The 17287-nt window shown below is 55.5% G+C and carries 16 protein-coding genes and 2 pseudogenes; 10 read left to right on the forward strand and 8 right to left on the reverse strand.

What is annotated here, in order from left to right; translation table 11 throughout:
• Positions 1-8: 8 nt before the first annotated feature.
• From DMB82_RS19965 to DMB82_RS20000, 8 genes are all read left to right on the forward strand, one after another.
• Positions 9-953 carry an ABC transporter permease gene (locus DMB82_RS19965; RefSeq protein WP_010296559.1) on the forward strand — a complete coding sequence of 315 codons (945 nt, stop codon included), beginning with the start codon at positions 9-11 and terminating at the stop codon, positions 951-953.
• Positions 950-1810: an ABC transporter permease gene (locus DMB82_RS19970; protein WP_116163885.1), complete on the forward strand. Its 861-nt coding sequence runs from the start codon at positions 950-952 to the stop codon at positions 1808-1810. Before DMB82_RS19965 ends, DMB82_RS19970 begins: the two co-directional genes overlap by 4 nt.
• Entirely contained in the window at positions 1807-3510 is a 1704-nt protein-coding gene (locus DMB82_RS19975; RefSeq protein ID WP_116163883.1) for a dipeptide ABC transporter ATP-binding protein, read from the forward strand. The genes DMB82_RS19970 and DMB82_RS19975 overlap by 4 nt, the downstream gene beginning before the upstream one ends.
• Position 3511: 1 nt before the next feature.
• Positions 3512-4546: a putative FMN-dependent luciferase-like monooxygenase gene (locus tag DMB82_RS19980; protein WP_116163881.1), complete on the forward strand. Its 1035-nt coding sequence runs from the start codon at positions 3512-3514 to the stop codon at positions 4544-4546.
• Positions 4543-5676, forward strand: coding sequence for an alkylhydroperoxidase domain protein (locus DMB82_RS19985; protein ID WP_116163879.1), 1134 nt, complete (start codon positions 4543-4545; stop codon positions 5674-5676). Before DMB82_RS19980 ends, DMB82_RS19985 begins: the two co-directional genes overlap by 4 nt.
• 186 nt (positions 5677-5862) lie before the next feature.
• Positions 5863-6189 (forward strand): helix-turn-helix domain-containing protein, encoded by a 327-nt coding sequence (locus tag DMB82_RS19990; RefSeq protein WP_039546304.1) that lies wholly within the window; start codon positions 5863-5865, stop codon positions 6187-6189.
• Positions 6174-6488 carry a HipA N-terminal domain-containing protein gene (locus DMB82_RS19995; RefSeq protein WP_102118768.1) on the forward strand — a complete coding sequence of 105 codons (315 nt, stop codon included), beginning with the start codon at positions 6174-6176 and terminating at the stop codon, positions 6486-6488. The genes DMB82_RS19990 and DMB82_RS19995 overlap by 16 nt, the downstream gene beginning before the upstream one ends.
• Positions 6485-7525, forward strand: coding sequence for a type II toxin-antitoxin system HipA family toxin (locus tag DMB82_RS20000; RefSeq protein WP_116163877.1), 1041 nt, complete (start codon positions 6485-6487; stop codon positions 7523-7525). The genes DMB82_RS19995 and DMB82_RS20000 overlap by 4 nt, the downstream gene beginning before the upstream one ends.
• 58 nt (positions 7526-7583) lie before the next feature.
• Here DMB82_RS20000 and DMB82_RS20005 read toward each other — a convergent pair.
• Positions 7584-8098: pseudogene (locus DMB82_RS20005) on the reverse strand (LysE family translocator); the annotation flags it as partial.
• A 265-nt stretch (positions 8099-8363) separates the two neighbouring features.
• Between DMB82_RS20005 and DMB82_RS20010 the strand changes: the two are divergent.
• Entirely contained in the window at positions 8364-8615 is a 252-nt protein-coding gene (locus DMB82_RS20010) for a type II toxin-antitoxin system Phd/YefM family antitoxin (protein ID WP_102118771.1), read from the forward strand.
• On the forward strand, positions 8612-8899 hold the full coding sequence (locus DMB82_RS20015) for a type II toxin-antitoxin system RelE family toxin (RefSeq protein ID WP_039546296.1): 288 nt from the start codon (positions 8612-8614) through the stop codon (positions 8897-8899). The genes DMB82_RS20010 and DMB82_RS20015 overlap by 4 nt, the downstream gene beginning before the upstream one ends.
• A 101-nt stretch (positions 8900-9000) precedes the next feature.
• On the opposite strand, the gene gorA is transcribed toward DMB82_RS20015, so the two are convergent.
• From gorA to DMB82_RS20050, 7 genes and pseudogenes are all read right to left on the reverse strand, one after another.
• Positions 9001-10353 carry a glutathione-disulfide reductase gene (gorA, locus tag DMB82_RS20020; RefSeq protein ID WP_102118773.1) on the reverse strand — a complete coding sequence of 451 codons (1353 nt, stop codon included), beginning with the start codon at positions 10351-10353 and terminating at the stop codon, positions 9001-9003.
• A 126-nt stretch (positions 10354-10479) separates the two neighbouring features.
• On the reverse strand, positions 10480-11322 hold the full coding sequence (locus tag DMB82_RS20025; RefSeq protein WP_102118774.1) for a 23S rRNA (adenine(2030)-N(6))-methyltransferase RlmJ: 843 nt from the start codon (positions 11320-11322) through the stop codon (positions 10480-10482).
• A gap of 154 nt (positions 11323-11476) precedes the next feature.
• Positions 11477-11632 (reverse strand): annotated as a pseudogene (locus DMB82_RS20030) (Hsp70 family protein); the annotation flags it as partial.
• Between the two features lie 152 nt (positions 11633-11784).
• Positions 11785-12594 (reverse strand): TonB family protein, encoded by an 810-nt coding sequence (locus DMB82_RS20035; RefSeq protein WP_116163875.1) that lies wholly within the window; start codon positions 12592-12594, stop codon positions 11785-11787.
• 202 nt (positions 12595-12796) lie between these two features.
• Entirely contained in the window at positions 12797-13786 is a 990-nt protein-coding gene (locus DMB82_RS20040) for a FecR domain-containing protein (protein WP_102118776.1), read from the reverse strand.
• Positions 13783-14295 (reverse strand): sigma-70 family RNA polymerase sigma factor, encoded by a 513-nt coding sequence (locus DMB82_RS20045; protein WP_010296516.1) that lies wholly within the window; start codon positions 14293-14295, stop codon positions 13783-13785. The genes DMB82_RS20040 and DMB82_RS20045 overlap by 4 nt, the downstream gene beginning before the upstream one ends.
• 180 nt (positions 14296-14475) lie before the next feature.
• A complete protein-coding gene (locus DMB82_RS20050) occupies positions 14476-17025 on the reverse strand; it encodes a TonB-dependent hemoglobin/transferrin/lactoferrin family receptor (protein ID WP_116163873.1) in 2550 nt (849 codons plus the stop codon).
• Positions 17026-17287: the final 262 nt, after the last annotated feature.

Here is a 17287-nt window from a genome sequence, read left to right on the forward strand (position 1 = left end):
AGATCATCATGAACCGATATCTGGCACTGCGCATCGGTCAGGCACTGCTCGTCCTGTGGGCGGCATTCACCCTGTCTTTTATCCTGCTTCAGGCGATGCCGGGTGATGCCGTACTGATCAAGTTTCAAAACCCAGAGCTCGGCCTGAGCGCCGAGCAGATCGCGCAGCTGCGTTTATCCTACGGTGCCGATACGCCGGTGCTCACGCAATATTTTCATGCGATAGCCCAGATACTGCGTGGCGATCTCGGCCTCTCTCTTCAGGCTGGCGTGCCGGTCACCGAGCTGATTGCCGCCAATCTACCGCCTACATTGCTGCTCGCGGTGCTGGGTTTCATCGCCGCCGGGCTGTTGGCGTTCGCCCTTGCGTTCTTATCAACACTGACGCCGTTTCAGTGGCTGCGAACCGCACTGCAATCGCTGCCATCACTGTTTATTTCCGTGCCGACCTTCTGGCTCGGCATTGTGTTGATTCAGATCTTTTCTTTTCGTCTGGGGCTGATTCCCGTCATTAACCCCGGCGAATGGGAAGGGCTGATTTTGCCTGTTCTGACGCTGGCGCTGCCGATCTCCGCCCCGCTCGCTCAGGTGCTGATGCGCAGCATCGATCAGGTACAAACCCAGCCGTTTGTTGCGGTAGCCCGTGCGAAAGGAGCCAGCCGCAGCGGCGTGCTCTGGCGACATATCGCCCGTAACGCGATGCTGCCCACGCTGACCATCGCCGGTTTGCTGCTGGGCGAGCTGATTGCGGGGGCGCTGATTACCGAAACCGTGTTTGGACGTAACGGGCTCGGTCAGTTGACGCAAGAAGCCGTGAACTATCAGGACAGCAGCGTGTTACAGGCCATCGTGCTGATTTCCGCCGCCGCCTTTGTCGTCGTCAATTTGGTCGTCGACCTGCTTTATCCCCTTCTCGATCCGCGCCTGAAAAGAACGCCAGGAGCCACGCTATGACTACCGTACAACTGGAAAAAATCACGTTTCCTCTTCTGCGCAAGCGACCGCTTCTGCGTCGCTACGCCTTTCAGCCGGGGCTGGCGCTGGCCTGGCTGGTTATGCTGACCGTCGCACTCTGGGCGCTGTTTCCCGGCTGGTTTACCAGCTATAGCCCGACGGAAGGTATCGCAGGCGCACAGCGGCTGGCACCTGACGCCGACTACTGGCTCGGCACCGACCAGCTGGGGCGCGATCTCTATGCGCGCATTGTTTATGGCGCGGTGCACTCACTTTCCGGCGCGTTTATCGCCGTCGGGCTAGGTCTGGTGCTCGGTAGCCTGTTCGGCCTGTTGGCGGGTGCCGTTGGCGGCTGGCTGGATAGCGTCGTGATGCGCAGTATCGATGTCTTGCTTGCCATTCCCGGCCTGCTGCTGGCGCTGAGCGTCATCATCCTGTTGGGTTTCGGCACGGTTAACGCCGCGATTGCCGTGGGCGTCACCTCCGTCGCCAGCTTTACCCGACTGGTGCGTTCAGAAGTGCTGCGCGTGCGCCACAGCGACTACGTCGAAGCCGCCTATGGCAGCGGCGGCACCTTTTTCAGCGTGCTGTGGCGACACATTCTGCCGAACTCACTGACTACCGTTTTCGCCTTTGCCGCCCTGCAATTCGGCAGCGCGATTCTGGCCATCTCCACGCTGAGCTTCCTCGGCTATGGCGCACCACCGCCCACGCCGGAATGGGGTCTGCTGATCGCCGAAGGCCGCAACTACATCGCAACCGCCTGGTGGCTAACCACCTTCCCCGGCCTGATTGTCGTGTTAGTTGTGCTGTCCGCTAACCGTATCAGCCAGTCGATCAGGAGGACGGAACGATGAGCCTGTCAGCCAGCTTACAAACCAGTGCTGCCGTGCCCGTGTTGGCTCTGGAGAATGTCACGATTGCCTATCGCAGTGACGATCGCGAGCAGACGGTGGTCGAAGGCGTCTCTTTCCATATTCAGCCCGGTGAAGTGGTGGCGCTGGTAGGGGAATCCGGTTCAGGGAAAACGACTACCGCTCAGGCCGTCATCGGTTTACTCGCCGAGAACGGCAGGTTAACGCGCGGCGCCATTCGGCTAAACGGCGTGGATATCAGCGGCTGGTCGCAAAAACGATTGGATAGCGTGCGCGGTGCGCAGATCAGCCTGATCCCGCAGGATCCCACCAGTTCACTGAATCCGGTGCAAACCATCGGCGAGCAGGTGGATGAAATTCTGCGGATTCACCAGCGGGAAGATCGCCAGACTACCCGCCAGAAAACACTGGCGCTGCTGGAGCGCGTGGGACTAAACCAGCCGGAACTGCGGGCGAAACAGTACCCGCACGAGCTGTCCGGCGGTATGAAACAGCGCGTCCTGATCGCCATTGCGATTGCGTTGAAGCCCGCGTTGATTATTGCTGACGAACCTACCAGCGCGCTGGATGTCACGGTGCAGAAACGTATTCTCGATCTGCTTGATGAACTGCGGCGCGAAAATGGCACAGCGGTGCTGTTCGTGACTCACGATCTGGGCGCCGCCGCCGAACGTGCCGATCGCCTGCTGGTTTTCCAGAACGGCTACATTCAGGAGCAAGGCCCAACGCTTGAGGTATTAAGCGCGCCCGCAAGCCACTATGCCCGCACGCTGCTGGCGAATGTTCCGTCGCTAAACCCAAGCCCACGTCCACAACGTGCCCCTACATCTGCATCTGACATTATTGTCTCGGTCGAAAATTTGGTGCAGACCTTTCCCCTGTCGGGCCGTAAAGGGGAACATTTTCGGGCGGTGGATGACGTCTCTTTCAGCGTGGCACGCGGCACAACGCACGCCATTGTGGGCGAATCCGGCTCCGGTAAAACCACCACGGCGCGCAGCCTGCTCGGGTTTCATCACCCCAGCGCCGGGCGCATTCTGATCGACGGCACCGACATCACTCACCTGAAAGGTGAAGCGCTACGTCAGTTCCGGCAGAAAATTCAGTTGGTCTATCAAAACCCTTTTGGCTCACTCGATCCGTCACAGCGGTTATATGACATCGTCGAGGAACCGCTGCGCAATTTTAATCGCCATACCGCCGCGCAGCGGGAACGAAAAATTCATGAGATTTTCGAGTGCGTTGCCCTACCCGTCGCGCTGCTATCACGCAAGCCGCGTGAACTGTCCGGCGGACAGCGCCAACGTGTCGCCATCGCCCGGGCGCTGGTGCTTGAACCACAGGTACTGGTGCTGGACGAAGCCGTTTCGGCACTGGATGTCACCGTGCAGGCGCAGATTCTGCGTTTACTGACCGAGCTACAGGAATCACTGGGGCTGACGTACCTGTTCATTTCGCACGATTTGGCGGTAGTACGCCAGATCGCCGATACCGTTTCCGTGTTGTACCACGGCAAGCAGCTTGAATCCGGCCCGGTGGAACAGATCTTCGCCCAGCCCGAACATCGCTATACCCGTGAACTCATCGAGGCCATCCCCGGACAGCAACACCCGGCTTTTGCCCGTTTTCACCCTCCCCATATTCACACTGAACCCACATTCGCACTAAACCAAGGACTGTAGAATGGCAACGAAACGTCTGGGATTTTTCACGCGATTACTGGATGACGTCTCCGCCCAGCAGCGCTATCGGCTGGCGACGGAACAGATCGTCAAAGCCGAACAGTTAGGCTTCGACAGCGCCTGGGTCGCACAGCACCACTTTCACGCAGATGAAGGCGGATTGCCTTCACCGCTGGTGTTTCTGGCACTGGTCGCCGCACGCACCCAACGCATCCAGCTCGGCACTGGCGTGATTACGCTGCCGATGGAAGAGCCGCTGCGCGTAGCGGAAGACACCGCCGTGCTCGATTTACTCAGCAACGGCAGGCTGGAAGTCGGCGTGGGTTCTGGCGGTACACCGTCCTCATTCGCCGCATTTGGTCACGACAGCGCACAGCGCGGACAGATCCTCGGGCGCTATCTGGAAAAACTGCGCGCCGCGTGGCGAGGGGAAGCCTTGAGCGAAGACGGTAATCAGCTCTACCCTGCCGCGCCGCATTTGGATAATCGCGTCTGGCAAGCCACGTTTTCCATCGAGGGTGCAGAGCGTGCCGGTAAAGCAGGCGATGGCCTGATGCTTTCCCGTACCCAGCCGCGCCCGGAACATTTCCCGGACGCCACGCTCGCCGATCTACAAAACCCAATGATCGACGCCTATTTGGCCGCGCTGCCCGCTGGTGTCGCACCGCGCATCCTCAGCTCGCGCAGCGTTTTCGTGGCTGACGATCGTCAATTAGCACTGAGTCTGGCAGAAAAGGGACTTAATCGTTCCGCCGCCCGTTCCGGCACGTTCCGCCCGATCCCTCACGACTCGGTGGAGGCGCTGATCGCCTCCTTCGATAGCCATGTTGGCACCGCGCAAGATGTGATTGCGTCACTGCGGGCAGACAGCTCGCTGGAGCGCGCGACCGATGTGACATTCCAGGTGCATTCCATCGATCCGCCGCATGCGCTGATCCTTCACTCGCTTGAACTGATAGCGACTCAGGTCGCCCCCGCTTTGGGCTGGAAGCCCACCGTCAAACAGAAAAGCCCAATCGGGCAGGAGATTGCATGACGCACGCTAACACGTTACACACCCATGACGTACTGGATGCGCTGGCTGAAATCAGCCCGGAATCTGCCCTCGCCGCCGCCAGAAAAACCCGCGATGCGGCAACTCGCCACACCCAAGGCAGCTACGACGCGCTGTTTAACGCCGACGCCGCAGACAATGCGACATTACCGCTATCGCTACGCTTCTGGTTTGCGACAAAAATCAGCGGCTGGCAGCAGGATGAGCAGCTACAGCATTTTTATGCCGAGCGGCTGGCAGACTTCCCTGAGCCCTCGCTGACACCCGCGCTACAGTTGGCGCTGGATCATGCCGAACGCCTGACGAAAACGCCCGTGCAAGCCTCGGCGTCCCACGTCAATGCGCTGGAGCAGGCGGGCTGGTCGGTAGATGACATCGTGACGCTGTCGCAGCTCATTGCGTTTGTGAATTTTCAAAGCCGACTGCTGCGCGGCTATCGCCTGATTGCCGGTCATCGCATCAGCCAGCCGCATTCGCAGGCCGCCGTTGCAGGCCAGTGGCATACCCAGCCGCAGACGCACAGCGGTAAGTCTGCGCCGCAGGCATTCACTCAGGCGGAACTGGATTGGGAACCGTGGATCGCGCCCAAACCGCTGGCAGCATTTAATGCGGATGAGCAGGCGATTCTGGCGCGCTTCGGCCACACCCATTCCGACTATTTCCGTTTGCTAGGCCGCAACCTTCCGGTGCTGGAACAGCGCACGCTGACGGATAAAGGGATTTTCTATACCGCTGGCGGCCTGCCGCGTAAAGAGCGCGAACTGATTGCCGCCGTCACCAGCAAGGTCAACGGCTGCATCTACTGCGCCTCGGTGCATGCCCGTAAAGCCAGCCAGCTATCCAAGCAGGACAGTAACGTACAGCGACTGCTGGACGTCGTCCCCGGCAGCGATTTGAGCATCGGCCAAAGTCCACGCTGGCAGGCGATTATCGATTTCTCGGCACGCCTTTCCGCCACGCCCGCACAGGTCAACGCTAACGACCTGAAGCAGTTGCAAGAACAGGGGTTAGATGCGCTGGAGATTGTCGATGTGGTGCAGTCAACTGCCTTCTTCTCATGGGCCAACCGACTGATGCTCACGCTAGGTGAACCGTTCTGGCCGGAGCATTAAATCGACCTTGTGCGATAGCAAATCAGGCGACACCACATCTGCGTCGCCTGATGTGATTTACTTTCAGTGTCATAAATGAGCCAAATTAAGTAAAAACTAACAAGAAGTCTTACATATGGACATTAAGAAAATTTACGGACTATACTTAACCCATTAACGGGTTAGATTCAAAAGTAGAGTCCATTTATGAACACACCCACTACTGCACCAACATTACTAAAGCTCGACGCCATTAGCGAAGCTATCGACGAACTCCGGCACGAACTCGCGCGTAGCGATGCTTCCAGCAAAGAGGTTATGCTGGAAGACCACATTCATTCTCTGGATGTATTTGGCGTTCAGCTAAATACGCGACGTAAAGCGTTGGGCATCGAACTCACTACGCTAGAGCTACAGACTGGCGTATCACTATCCACGTTAAAACGTTTATTCAAAGATCCCGCTCAGGTGAAGTTTTCCACGGTTTATAGCGTCTGTTCCGCGTTAGGGATAAAGCTATGCGCCGTCAAGTAAAGGTCTATCTTTACGGTGTCCACATCGGCCAGTTAAGTCAGGACGATAAAGGCTATTTGTTTGAATATAAAAAGTCCTACATCGGCCCGCCATTATCCTTGAGCCTACCGATACAGACCGGAACATTTCGCAGCCAGACATTACCGCCTTATTTTGCCTCATTAGCCCCCGAAGGTTGGCTCCGGCGACAGTACAGCCAGCTTCAGCATCTGGATGAGACGGATTTATTTGGCATCCTCATTCAAAACGGTAAGAACCTGATCGGTGCCGTGCAACTGATCGCGGAGGATAAGTCATGACAAGATGTCGAATTTTGCTGACACCGCTGACACACGAAGAAGAAAGTGCCACAGGCTATAGCCGTAAAGGGTTGAAGCATCTGACGGGATCAATGCACGCTTCCCCGGCCTTACGTTTCACCCGACAGCAATTTATGCACGACTTGCCACAAACACAGAAAGGCATGAGCATCTCTGGCTATCAGCCCAAAATTCAGATGGTATTAGAAGAACGGGCGTTTACCGTCGTTGATCATCAAGGGCTGTACATCCTCAAGCCTTCTCCGATTGAATTTCCCCATTTGGCAGAAAACGAACACGCCACGATGACGCTAATGGCACGCCTGGGGTTTGCCGTTCCACCACACGGGTTACTCTGTTTTAAACCGGAGCAGGCTGATGACGAACCTGAGTTTGCTTTCGTTATTAAGCGCTTCGACCGCGACGAAAAAACGGGCCACCCTATCCATCAGGAACAGTTAGACGGCGCGATGGGGATCGGGGAAAAATTCGGTAAAATACGAGCAGATGGCAGACAATACGTCAGTTATGAGCGGTTGGCTTTATTCCTTAGCAAACACGTTAATGACAATATCGTCTTCAAAATAGATCTGTTCCGCCGTATCGCTTACGCCTACATGCTGGGTAACAACGACATGCACCTGCGTAATTTTGGTTTGATACATTCGCGCTCAGGTTCGTTAATGCTGGCTCCCATTTATGATTTTGTTTCCGTCGCCCCCTATCCCACCTATTTTTCTTCCTGTTTCATGGCATTGCCGCTGCTGATTCAAGAAGAGGGAGATGAAGCACTCGCGCTAGGATTTGAAACTGCATACGGAGAATACCTTGGTATGGATTTCATTCTGTTCGGACAGCGTATCGGGCTGAGTGAAAAGCTTACCAAAAAGCTACTGGCAGACTTCATCAAAGAAGCTGAATGCGTTGAATCAACCTATCGGGATTCCTTTATGCCTGCGGAGGCGATTGATACGACGCTGCGGTGCTATCGACACCGCCTGAATCTTATGAGCATTCTCGATGCAGAACGGATTTAGTGATTCATAATCAAACGTCTTGCTGCGTCACTGCGGGTATCGGTGCAGTGGCGCTAACTTACCGCCGAGACAAAACCAGACGCGCAGCGAATGCCAAAAAGATAACGCCTGTCGTTCGGTCCATCCACTTCACTACAGAACCGCGACGCAAAAAGCGCGACAACGGACGCGTGGCGGCAATCAGCGTAGACGACCACAGCGTGCCGATAAAGACATGAATAAGAACAAGCAGATAAGTCCACAGCACCACTGAATGTCCGGCAGGGATAAACTGCGGCAGGAATGAAACGTAGAACACGCCGATTTTTGGATTTAATACATTGCCCAGCATGCCACGGAGAAACCAGTTCTGCTGCTTCGGTGCACCTTGTGGCGCGGCCATCACCAGTTCAGTTCTGGGTTTCAGGATCATTTGCAGACCCAACCAACAGAGATAAGCCGCACCGCACCATTTCAGGATGTTATAGGCCAGCTCCGATGCAGCAGACCAAACGCCACCATCGCGCCCCAAATCAGGCAACCAACGTTAATACCAAACGCGGCATGGAAGGCCTTTTTACTACCTTCAACAGTAAAGACATAGTGAGAAAGCCGGTATGTTTTGTAAGGGAAAAGTCATTAATCGGGATAAAACCCATGCACCGCAACTTACCATAAACAAAACACTAACGATAATCATTATCACTCTTCAGATGGATGTCGTGATAAAAGCGGCATTTTCTTCATATCGTTGGCAGGAAGCCATTCGGAGCAGGCATAAAAAACCCTCAAAAGACTTGTTAACAGGTCTTTTATTGCTTATTTTAAAGACCTATTAACCGGTCATTAAAGGTCTATCATGCCGAATATTATATTGAGTGATACCAGTGCTAGCGTCAGTGAACTGAAAAAGAACCCGATGGCGACGGTCAATGCTGGTGATGGCCTGCCTGTCGCTATCTTGAACCGCAACCAGCCTGCGTTTTATTGCATTCCTGCGGATCTCTACGAAAAAATGCTGGATGCGCTGGACGATCAAGAACTGATTAAGCTGATCGGTGAACGTAAAAACCAGCCGCTGGTTGAGGTGGATTTGGATAGTTTCCTATGAGCTATAGCGTCAAATTCAGGGAAGATGCGCTAAAAGAATGGCTAAAACTCGATAAAGCTATCCAACAGCAATTCGCCAAAAAACTAAAAAAATGCTGCGAAAATCCCCATATTCCTGCGGCAAAGTTACGGGGGATGAAGGACTGCTACAAAATAAAGCTCCGAGCGTCAGGCTTTCGTTTGGTTTATGAGGTTATTGACGACGTATTGGTTATCGCCGTGGTGGCGGTAGGCAAACGTGAGCGCAGCGGCGTTTATCATCTGGCGAGTGAGCGAATGAGGTAGCTGCGTTAGGCTGAGCATAAAAAATGCTGGCCAAATAGTTAACTATTCAGCCAGCACATTTTCGTTTTTCAGAAAAGCCGTAAACCCGCTTCCCTACGCCATCACCGCATCGTCACAAACTCTTCTGACGCCGTCGGGTGGATGGCGACGGTGTTGTCGAAGTCTTTCTTGGTTGCGCCCATTTTGACGGCGACCGCGAAGCCTTGCAGCATTTCGTCCATACCAAAACCGATGCCGTGGATGCCGACGATTTTTTCTTCTTTGCCCACGCAGACCAGCTTCATGCGGCACGGCTGGCGGTGCTGCGTAACGGCGGTGTACATCGCGGTGAAGGCAGATTTATACACTTTCACCTGATCGTCGCCGTACTGCTCACGCGCCTGCGGTTCGGTCAGCCCAACGGTGCCAATCGGCGGGTGGCTAAAGACGACGGTCGGGATGTTGCTGTAATCCAGATGCTCGTCCGGCTTGTTATTAAACAGACGTTCGGACAAACGACGCCCTGCGGCGACAGCGACCGGCGTTAGCTCGACGGCACCGGTGTTATCACCTACAGCATAAATGCCAGGAACGTTGGTGTTCTGGAATTTATCGACGTTGATGTAGCCTTTGTCGTTCAGCTCCACGCCCGTGACGCTCAGGTTCAGGTTATCCGTCGCGGGTTCACGACCAATCGCCCAAATCAGGCAATCGACAGTTTGTGACTGACCATTTTCCAGCTCTAGCGTCAGGCTGCCATCGGCATTCTTCACAATCGCTGTCGGGATCGATTCGGTATGCAGCGTCGGCCCTTCGGTGTTCATCACTTCCACCAGCGTGTCGACAATCAACGGATCAAAGCTGCGCAGCGGTGCGTGTTTACGCACAAACAGGTGGGTTTCAGAGCCCAACCCATTCAGCACCCCAGCAATCTCCACCGCGATATAACCAGCACCAACAATCGCGGTGCGCTTCGGCAGCGCATCCAGCTCAAAGAAGCCGTCGGAATCAATGCCGTATTCCGCACCGGGGATAGCAGGGTGAACCGGACGACCGCCCGTCGCAATCAGGATATGGTCAGCCGTGATTTTCTCGCCGTTCACTTCCACCGTGTGCGCATCGACAAAGCGGGCAAAACCGTGGATAACGTCGACCTTATTCTTGCCCAGCACGTTATCGTATGACTGGTGGATACGATCGATGTAAGCGCTACGGTTCTTAACCAGCGTGCCCCAGTTAAACTGGTTTACCGTGGTATCGAACCCGTAATCCGGCCCGTACTGATGGATCGCTTCGGCAATCTGCGCCGCATGCCACATCACTTTCTTCGGCACACAGCCGACGTTGACGCAGGTGCCGCCCAGATATTTTGCTTCGATCAACGCACATTTTTGTCCATACATCGCCGCGCGGTTGATAGACGCGATACCGCCGCTGCCGCCGCCAATAGCAAGGTAGTCATAGTGTTTGGTCATCAGTGTATCCATGCTTAAGTGAATAAAATTTGCCTAGAGTGTACCGCCAGAGCCATACGCTGAATAAAGGTTATGCCTATGGTTGTGATAGGAAAAACCAACCGCGTCCCGCCACAACCGTGTGCATTACTCCGGTACGATTTGCTCCACCAGCGTATGTCCGGTGCCTTCCGGTACCAGCACGCTATGCAACCACGGCAGCACACTCTTCATCTGAGATGCCAGCTTCCACGGCGGGTTAATCACAATCATGCCAGACGCCGTCATGCCGTAGCGATCGCTGTCCGGCAGCACTGCCAGTTCAATTTGCAGAATGTTGCGAATGCCCGTGGCTTCCAGCTCTTTCAGCATGCGTTTGATGTGCTGACGCAGCACCACCGGATACCACAGCGCAAATACGCCTGTGCCAAAGCGTTTATGCCCTTCCTGAATGCCTTTCACCACGGCCTGATAGTCCGTTTTCAGCTCATAAGGTGGATCGATCAGCACAAATCCCCGACGGGAAAGCGGCGGCAGCTGTGATTTCAACTGCTGGTAGCCATCGTCACGCAGCACTTTGGTGCGCGAATCTTTCTGGAATTCATTGCGCAGCAGCGGGAAATCGCTAGGGTGAAGTTCGGTCAGGTGGAGCTTGTCCTGTTCGCGCAGCAGCTGGCGGGCAATCAGCGGGGAGCCGGGGTAATAGCGCAGCCGCCCATTGTGGTTATAGGTGTGCACGGCCTGCATGTAAGGTTCGAGTTCAGCCGGAATGTCGTCACGCTGCCAGATTTTCGCGATGCCATCCAGATACTCCCCCGTGCGCTCGGCGTGTTCGCCGCTGAGCTGATAGCGGCCAGCACCCGCATGAGTATCGAGATACAGGAAAGGTTTTTCTTTCTCTTTCAGGGCAGTGATGATCAGGCTCTGAACGGTGTGTTTCAGCACGTCGGCGTGATTGCCGGCATGGAAACTGTGGCGGTAACTTAGCATGCTTGCTTTCCGGTGAAGTTTTTATAAATAACGTCGATTAACCGACAGTATAACCGTCTGCGACGGAAAATATCCCGTCAAACGCTCCCCTCTGCAAGCCGCCCCGCAAACCCGCCATTTTTATCGTCTTAAATCAGTAAATTGAGAAACATGGCCGTTTTTCATCCATACTGACGGCCGAGGGCGTGAAGTTCTCATTCAGCGCATTCGGTATCAGGCGTGCCTCGCCATGTTGCCAAACGCTAATCAGGCCGTTCGTCGTGCCCAGATCGAGACCAATCGCCAGAGAAGCGTCTTGCGGGTGCGTCATGCTGTTCTTCCTTATTAACCATTCCGTGCACTACCGATTCCCAGAGTGCCCATCAGGCGCAGATCAATAGCCCGTTCGGCGAGCAGGGCAATAATATATACCTCTTTTTTATGCAGGCTATGATGCGCACACGCCACGTTAGTGGATGCCAGTTAGCGGCGGATTTCCCGTAAATCAAAGCTAATGGGGATAGTGATGGTGAGCTGCGCGTTATCCCCAATCACCTCTGCTGGTGGAGCCGGAAGTGGCTGGGCACGCTGCGGCAAAGCGACAGATTCCTTATCCAGCGGCACCACACCGCTGCTGCTGGCTAACGAGACGTCCAGCACACTCCCCGTCCGATCCAACGTCACGCGAATCTGGGCAACGCCCTGTAATCGCTGCCGCACCGCCTGTGCCGGATAACGTTTATAGCGGCTCAGGTGCGCCAGCAACTGGCTGCTCCAGTCCGCCCCCCCTTTGCGCATCTGCGCGGCATCGCTGTTATAGGGCGCCGCGACTTGCTGGCTGGTGCCCGGCAGCGGCGCGCTGGTGACGGGCGCGGGCGGTTTTTCCGATGGCGCCACTTCTTCCTGTGGAGTCGTCTCCTGCACCGGTTTTTCCATTTTTTTCTGCGGCTGCGGTTTTTCCTTTTGTACCGCCGCCATCACCGGCTTCGGCGCGGGCGCAAGCAGCGGCACCTCCTGCGTCATTTTTTCCGGCTGAGTCGCCGCTTCCTGCGGCGTGGACAGCGTCTGCTGCGGGCCGACAGACGCATCCTGAGGGCTGGGAGTCGATTGCACGCTATCCGCCACCATTAACATCATGGCGGGCGGCGGCGCTTCAATGGCCGAATCAAGCGCAGGGTAGCTAACCCAGATAATCAGCCCCGCGTGTAGCGCCAGCGCCATCAGCCAGCCGCTCCCCCAACGAACCGTCGTGGCGGGCTGAATCGTATTGTATTGCAGCGTCTGTGCAGCCATTAGCCTACTGCCCCTCGCCGTGGAGACAGGGGCTGCACTCTCAATGAATGGGGCTTTGAGGAGATCATCATGCGTTCTTCATCACATCGTTAGGTATAAAACGGACAGCAGATAATAGTAGGTCGTTCAGCTACGGGGATCGGACAGAAAAAAAAGTGAAAACAGCATAAAAAGTAATGTTATTACGTTTTAGCAGGATATTTTATCGCGCAGCAATCTGAACCCAGTAGCGAGAGAAATAACGCACCTGTACAGGAAGCGCCTCCACCAGCGCCGCTAAAATATTATCGGTATCCGACAGCGGGAAGACGCCGGAAAACCGCAGGCTTTCCACCTCCGGCTGGCAACGAATGACACCGCTGCGATAACGGCTCAGTTCATCAACAAAATCCACCAGACGCTGATTATCCGCCAGCAGCTGTCCTTTCACCCAGGCAGGCTCTACCTTCGCCGTCTCAATCTGGCCGCAGCGCTGCGTAGTGAACGTCGCCGTTTGTCCGCTTTTCACCACCTGTACATCCTGACCGTTCTGCTGCGGATGAAGCCTTACCGCGCCGTCATACACCGTCACCTGCGTGTGTTCATCCTGCACTCGCAGGCTGAAGCGCGTACCCAGCGCCTGCACTTTTCCCTGTGCCGTCGTCACAATGAAAGGACGCGGATACAACGCGGCCTTCTCCGCCTGACCGGTTTCGATCATCACTTCACCGCGAATCAGCGTAAGCTGACGTAGATCGTCACCGTAGGCCACATTCAGCGCCGTCTGCGTATTCAGCAGCAGCGTCGTGCCATCGTCCAATACCGCATGGCGCTGTTCACCCACCTGCGTCTGGTAATCCGCCGTCAACGACTGCCACAGGTCGGTGCGCGATCCGGCCACGCCAGCGCCTCCGGTCAGGCAGAGTATCGCCAGCGCTTTGAGTACGCTGCGGCGCTGCATACCGTTAAGCGTTGACAGGCTCTGGTGTGCCGCCCGTGCGTTAAGCTGACCCAGATTGGCACACACGGATTCAATATGCTGCCACGCCTGTTCGTTATCCGGCGAGGCTTCCCGCCAACGCTGCCACTCGCGGCGATCCTGTTCCGTGACGCTGTCGGACATCAGTTGCGTCAGCCACGCCACCGCTTCACGCGCGCTGTCTGGCTGAATCGGCAGACCCTGTCTGTCACGATAAAAAGTGCGATCGTTCATAGCGGCAGCGCAAAGAAACACTGGAGGTTGGCGCGTTGCAGATACTGTTTCACCGAACTGCTGGAAACCCGTAAGCGTTCGGCGATATCGCTATAGCGCATGCCGTGGAGGTGCGCCAGCAAAAACGCTTCTCTGACCGGTGCTGGCAGGCCATCCAATGCGGCATCAAGCTGTTCAAGAATTTCGAGGGTAAGCAGACGCGTTTCCGGAGAGGGCATACAGGCATCCGGCTGCGTGCTCAAGACATCCAGATAGGCATCTTCAATCTTTTTACGACGATAATGATTGGCGACCAAACGGCGGGCCACGGTAGCCAGAAACGGGCGCGGCTGGCGAATCGTGAGCAGTTCCGGGTTCATCAGCACGCTAAGGAACGTATCTTGTGCCAGGTCTTCCGCATGCTGGGCGCAGTCCAGTTTATGGCGCAGCCAGTTACACAGCCAGCGGTGGTGATCGAAATAGAGCTGTTGGGCAAAGTCATTAACGCTGGCCGTCGCTTTCCTCACCATCGAACTTTACCCCAGAACGCTATTTAAACAATAAGAATGATAATCGTTCTTATTTATGTTTTTTCCCTCTGACTGTCAAGTTCCTAAGCGAAAATTATTCAAATTTGCTGAATTTACATTACGCCCATGCAACACCCCTCGCTAACGGGGCGGCAAGACTATCCGCCCCGAGCACCGCGATCAGAAACGCTGTAACACGCTGATTTTTACGTTACGTCCTACGCCGGATACAGATTCGCCCAGATACGGGTAATAATCGGTATTCAGCAGATTATCGACCGTCACACGCGCCTCAAATCCTTTTATCGTCTGCGGCTGCCAGCTGGCGAACAAACCATGCAGCACGTATCCCTTGCTCTTCGGTAACGCCCAGATATCGGCCTGTGGATCGCCATCAGCAGGTGAACGATCCTGCTTGCGCACAAAGTCCCCCGTCCAGCCTACCGCCATATCCAAACGTGGGATCTTGGTACCCAGCGTGGCGTGTGCTGTCGTAGGAGGAATTTCAGCAATCCAGGTTTTATTGCCCCACGGGTTACGCGGTGACGCATCGCGCTCGCCGCGAATGGAAGAGAAGGACAGGCTGCCAAACAGCCAGCGGCTGTCGTAGAAGGATTCAATCTCAACCCCTTCAATGGTATAGCCCGGCAGGTTGCGGTAAACCGACAACGGCCCAGCGCAGGAGGAATTGCTGCCCGTCTGGGAAGATGCCGCGCAATAAACACCGGTGCGTTTGAAAATTTCGTTTTTGCCACGGTTACGGAACAGCGTGGTGCGAATTTGCAGACTGTCTTCTTCCAGCACCAGGTGGTTGAAATCCAGAATCGCCCCTAGACGGATGCCTTTGATGCTTTCCACGTCCAGATTACGGCTACTTCCCGGCACACCCGAGGTAGCTGACTGCACTTCATACTGTTCATCAATGACGGGCGCACGCCAGGTACGGCTGGCATCGGCAAACAGCGACAGATTGTCCGTCGCCTTCCACAACGCCCCAATACGTGGCGACCAGCCGGTATAGGTCACGCTGTTGTAGTCATGCCCTGCGGACGGGCTACTGCTGTTATAACGCGGGGCAACGTTGGGCCGACCAGTGTTAGTCACATGGTCATAACGCACGCCCGGCGTGATTGTCACTCTGCCCAACGTCACCGCATCTTGTAGATACAGGCTGTGGGTTTCCTGTTCGCCAGCCGGCATATAGTGAGGCTGGAAATAGCCATAGTTATACTCAGCGCTATTCTTACCGGACGGATAATAGATCAGCGTATCGCGCTTATGCTGGTGCCAGCGCATCCCCACCAGCAGCTTATGATCGAGCGGGCCAGTGGTGAACTGACTTTCGTTACTGACCTCCGCCAGTTGATCTTTATAGCTCACCCAGCTTTCATTCCCAAGCGTTCCCAGAAAACTGTCTTGTGACGCCGAATCAGGGCGTTTATCATGCTGTTCGGTTTTTGAGGTGGCAAATGACGCCGTCAGATTCAGCCACGGCTTATCCTCCGGCGCGATATTCCATTTCAGCGAGTAGTTCTTATCCACCTGATCGCGATAAACCAGCTTGCGCAGCCAGGCTTCTTCCCAACCGTAGAGATCAATGTCCCTTTGTGAAGGTGCTGTCATATCGTCACGCTTCGCGGCAAACGGCTGCCAGCCGTCAGATTCGGAACGCATGGCAGAGAGCGTCAACGTCTGAGCATCCGTCAGGTAGATGTTGGTCTTCAGCAGGTAGGACGCCATATCGCTGGTGGAGTAGACAAAGCGCGTACCATCAGGGCGTTCGATGTTGTCGCCATCACGCTTGCTCATATAGAGCAGGCCGTCAGCCATCCCCTCTTCCGTGCGGCCATACAGCGCGCCGCTGTAGATATTTTGCCGATCGTTGGTGTGATAACTGTATTTGACCATCCCGCCGAAATTTTCTCCCGGCAGCAGCAGATCGCTAGCGTCTTTGGTATCAACGTGAATGGTACCGCCAAAGCCGCCGTTGCCGCTGCGAATATCATGCGGCCCTTTATCGACATCGATCCGCTTAATCAGCTCAGGCTCAATAAATACCGAGCCCTGGCGGTATTTCTCAAAGCCTTTCGGCGCGCCGTCCAGCACGACTTTGACGTCTTCCATGTCGCCCATGCCCCAGATATTCAGGCTTTGCCCACCCGGACGGGGAGAACCCGCCATCGACACACTGGGGAGCTTATCGAGCAGGCTGGCAATATTATCGGCCTGCACGCGGTCAACATCGGCCTGATGCAGCACGGAACGTCCAGCAGCGGCGCTGTCCGATGTGCCGCCAACCACCGAGAGCGTTGGGATCATCAGGCTGCCGTCACTTCCCTCAGCGGCAAGCGCGGATTCCAGCCGATAGCCCGTGGCCGTCTGTACCGCACTCAGTCCCGTCCCAGCCAGCGCGGCCGCAAAAGCGGCCTGAACGGTGTAGGTTCCCTGTACGCTCCCGCTGGTTTTATTCTGTGTTTGATCGGGAGAAAACGTGAGAATGACATTGGCGCGGCTGGCGATGGCCTGCAACGTGGTCCCTAGCTGCCCAGCGGGGATAGAAAACGTCACTGTCGGCGCCGCGACAGCTGTCGGCATTTCCGCCGCCAGCGCCGAACTGACCGCTCCAGCACTCAAGATCAACACGCCGGACAGCGCCAGATGCACTGCCCGCGCCACCGTCAAGGTGGGTTTATGCGCGATGCACCCGCCATTATGATTATTTATCGCCATTGTCATTCCCCTGAAATATTGAAAAAAAAGACACATCAGGTAGGTCACATGAAAAACCAAATCGGGCAGAAAAAGTGCAAAAAATTTTCGGGGGAAAGCATTTAGCACCGCGTTAACGATGATGTTCAGGTAACGCATGGCGCTTATTTATGGCGGTAAAACGCACCTTTGGTCACGAGCGATAATCCCTCTGCCATTGATTTTCACGGCGCTTGACCTCATCTTAGTGATTAATCCGCAATAGATATCCGCCTTGCCGGCC

It is taken from the genome of Pectobacterium aquaticum (assembly GCF_003382565.3).
Lineage (GTDB): Bacteria > Pseudomonadota > Gammaproteobacteria > Enterobacterales > Enterobacteriaceae > Pectobacterium > Pectobacterium aquaticum.

Coding starts and splice junctions, on each gene's coding strand:
- DMB82_RS19980 (WP_116163881.1), top strand. CDS start 3,512: ATGGCAACGAAACGTCTGGGATTTTTCACGCGATTACTGGATGACGTC.
- DMB82_RS19990 (WP_039546304.1), top strand. CDS start 5,863: ATGAACACACCCACTACTGCACCAACATTACTAAAGCTCGACGCCATT.
- DMB82_RS19975 (WP_116163883.1), top strand. CDS start 1,807: ATGAGCCTGTCAGCCAGCTTACAAACCAGTGCTGCCGTGCCCGTGTTG.
- DMB82_RS20045 (WP_010296516.1), bottom strand. CDS start 14,295: ATGGTGAGGAAAGCGACGGCCAGCGTTAATGACTTTGCCCAACAGCTC.
- DMB82_RS20015 (WP_039546296.1), top strand. CDS start 8,612: ATGAGCTATAGCGTCAAATTCAGGGAAGATGCGCTAAAAGAATGGCTA.
- DMB82_RS20040 (WP_102118776.1), bottom strand. CDS start 13,786: ATGAACGATCGCACTTTTTATCGTGACAGACAGGGTCTGCCGATTCAG.
- gorA (WP_102118773.1), bottom strand. CDS start 10,353: ATGACCAAACACTATGACTACCTTGCTATTGGCGGCGGCAGCGGCGGT.
- DMB82_RS19985 (WP_116163879.1), top strand. CDS start 4,543: ATGACGCACGCTAACACGTTACACACCCATGACGTACTGGATGCGCTG.
- DMB82_RS20025 (WP_102118774.1), bottom strand. CDS start 11,322: ATGCTAAGTTACCGCCACAGTTTCCATGCCGGCAATCACGCCGACGTG.
- DMB82_RS20010 (WP_102118771.1), top strand. CDS start 8,364: ATGCCGAATATTATATTGAGTGATACCAGTGCTAGCGTCAGTGAACTG.
- DMB82_RS20035 (WP_116163875.1), bottom strand. CDS start 12,594: ATGGCTGCACAGACGCTGCAATACAATACGATTCAGCCCGCCACGACG.
- DMB82_RS19965 (WP_010296559.1), top strand. CDS start 9: ATGAACCGATATCTGGCACTGCGCATCGGTCAGGCACTGCTCGTCCTG.
- DMB82_RS20000 (WP_116163877.1), top strand. CDS start 6,485: ATGACAAGATGTCGAATTTTGCTGACACCGCTGACACACGAAGAAGAA.
- DMB82_RS20050 (WP_116163873.1), bottom strand. CDS start 17,025: ATGGCGATAAATAATCATAATGGCGGGTGCATCGCGCATAAACCCACC.
- DMB82_RS19970 (WP_116163885.1), top strand. CDS start 950: ATGACTACCGTACAACTGGAAAAAATCACGTTTCCTCTTCTGCGCAAG.
- DMB82_RS19995 (WP_102118768.1), top strand. CDS start 6,174: ATGCGCCGTCAAGTAAAGGTCTATCTTTACGGTGTCCACATCGGCCAG.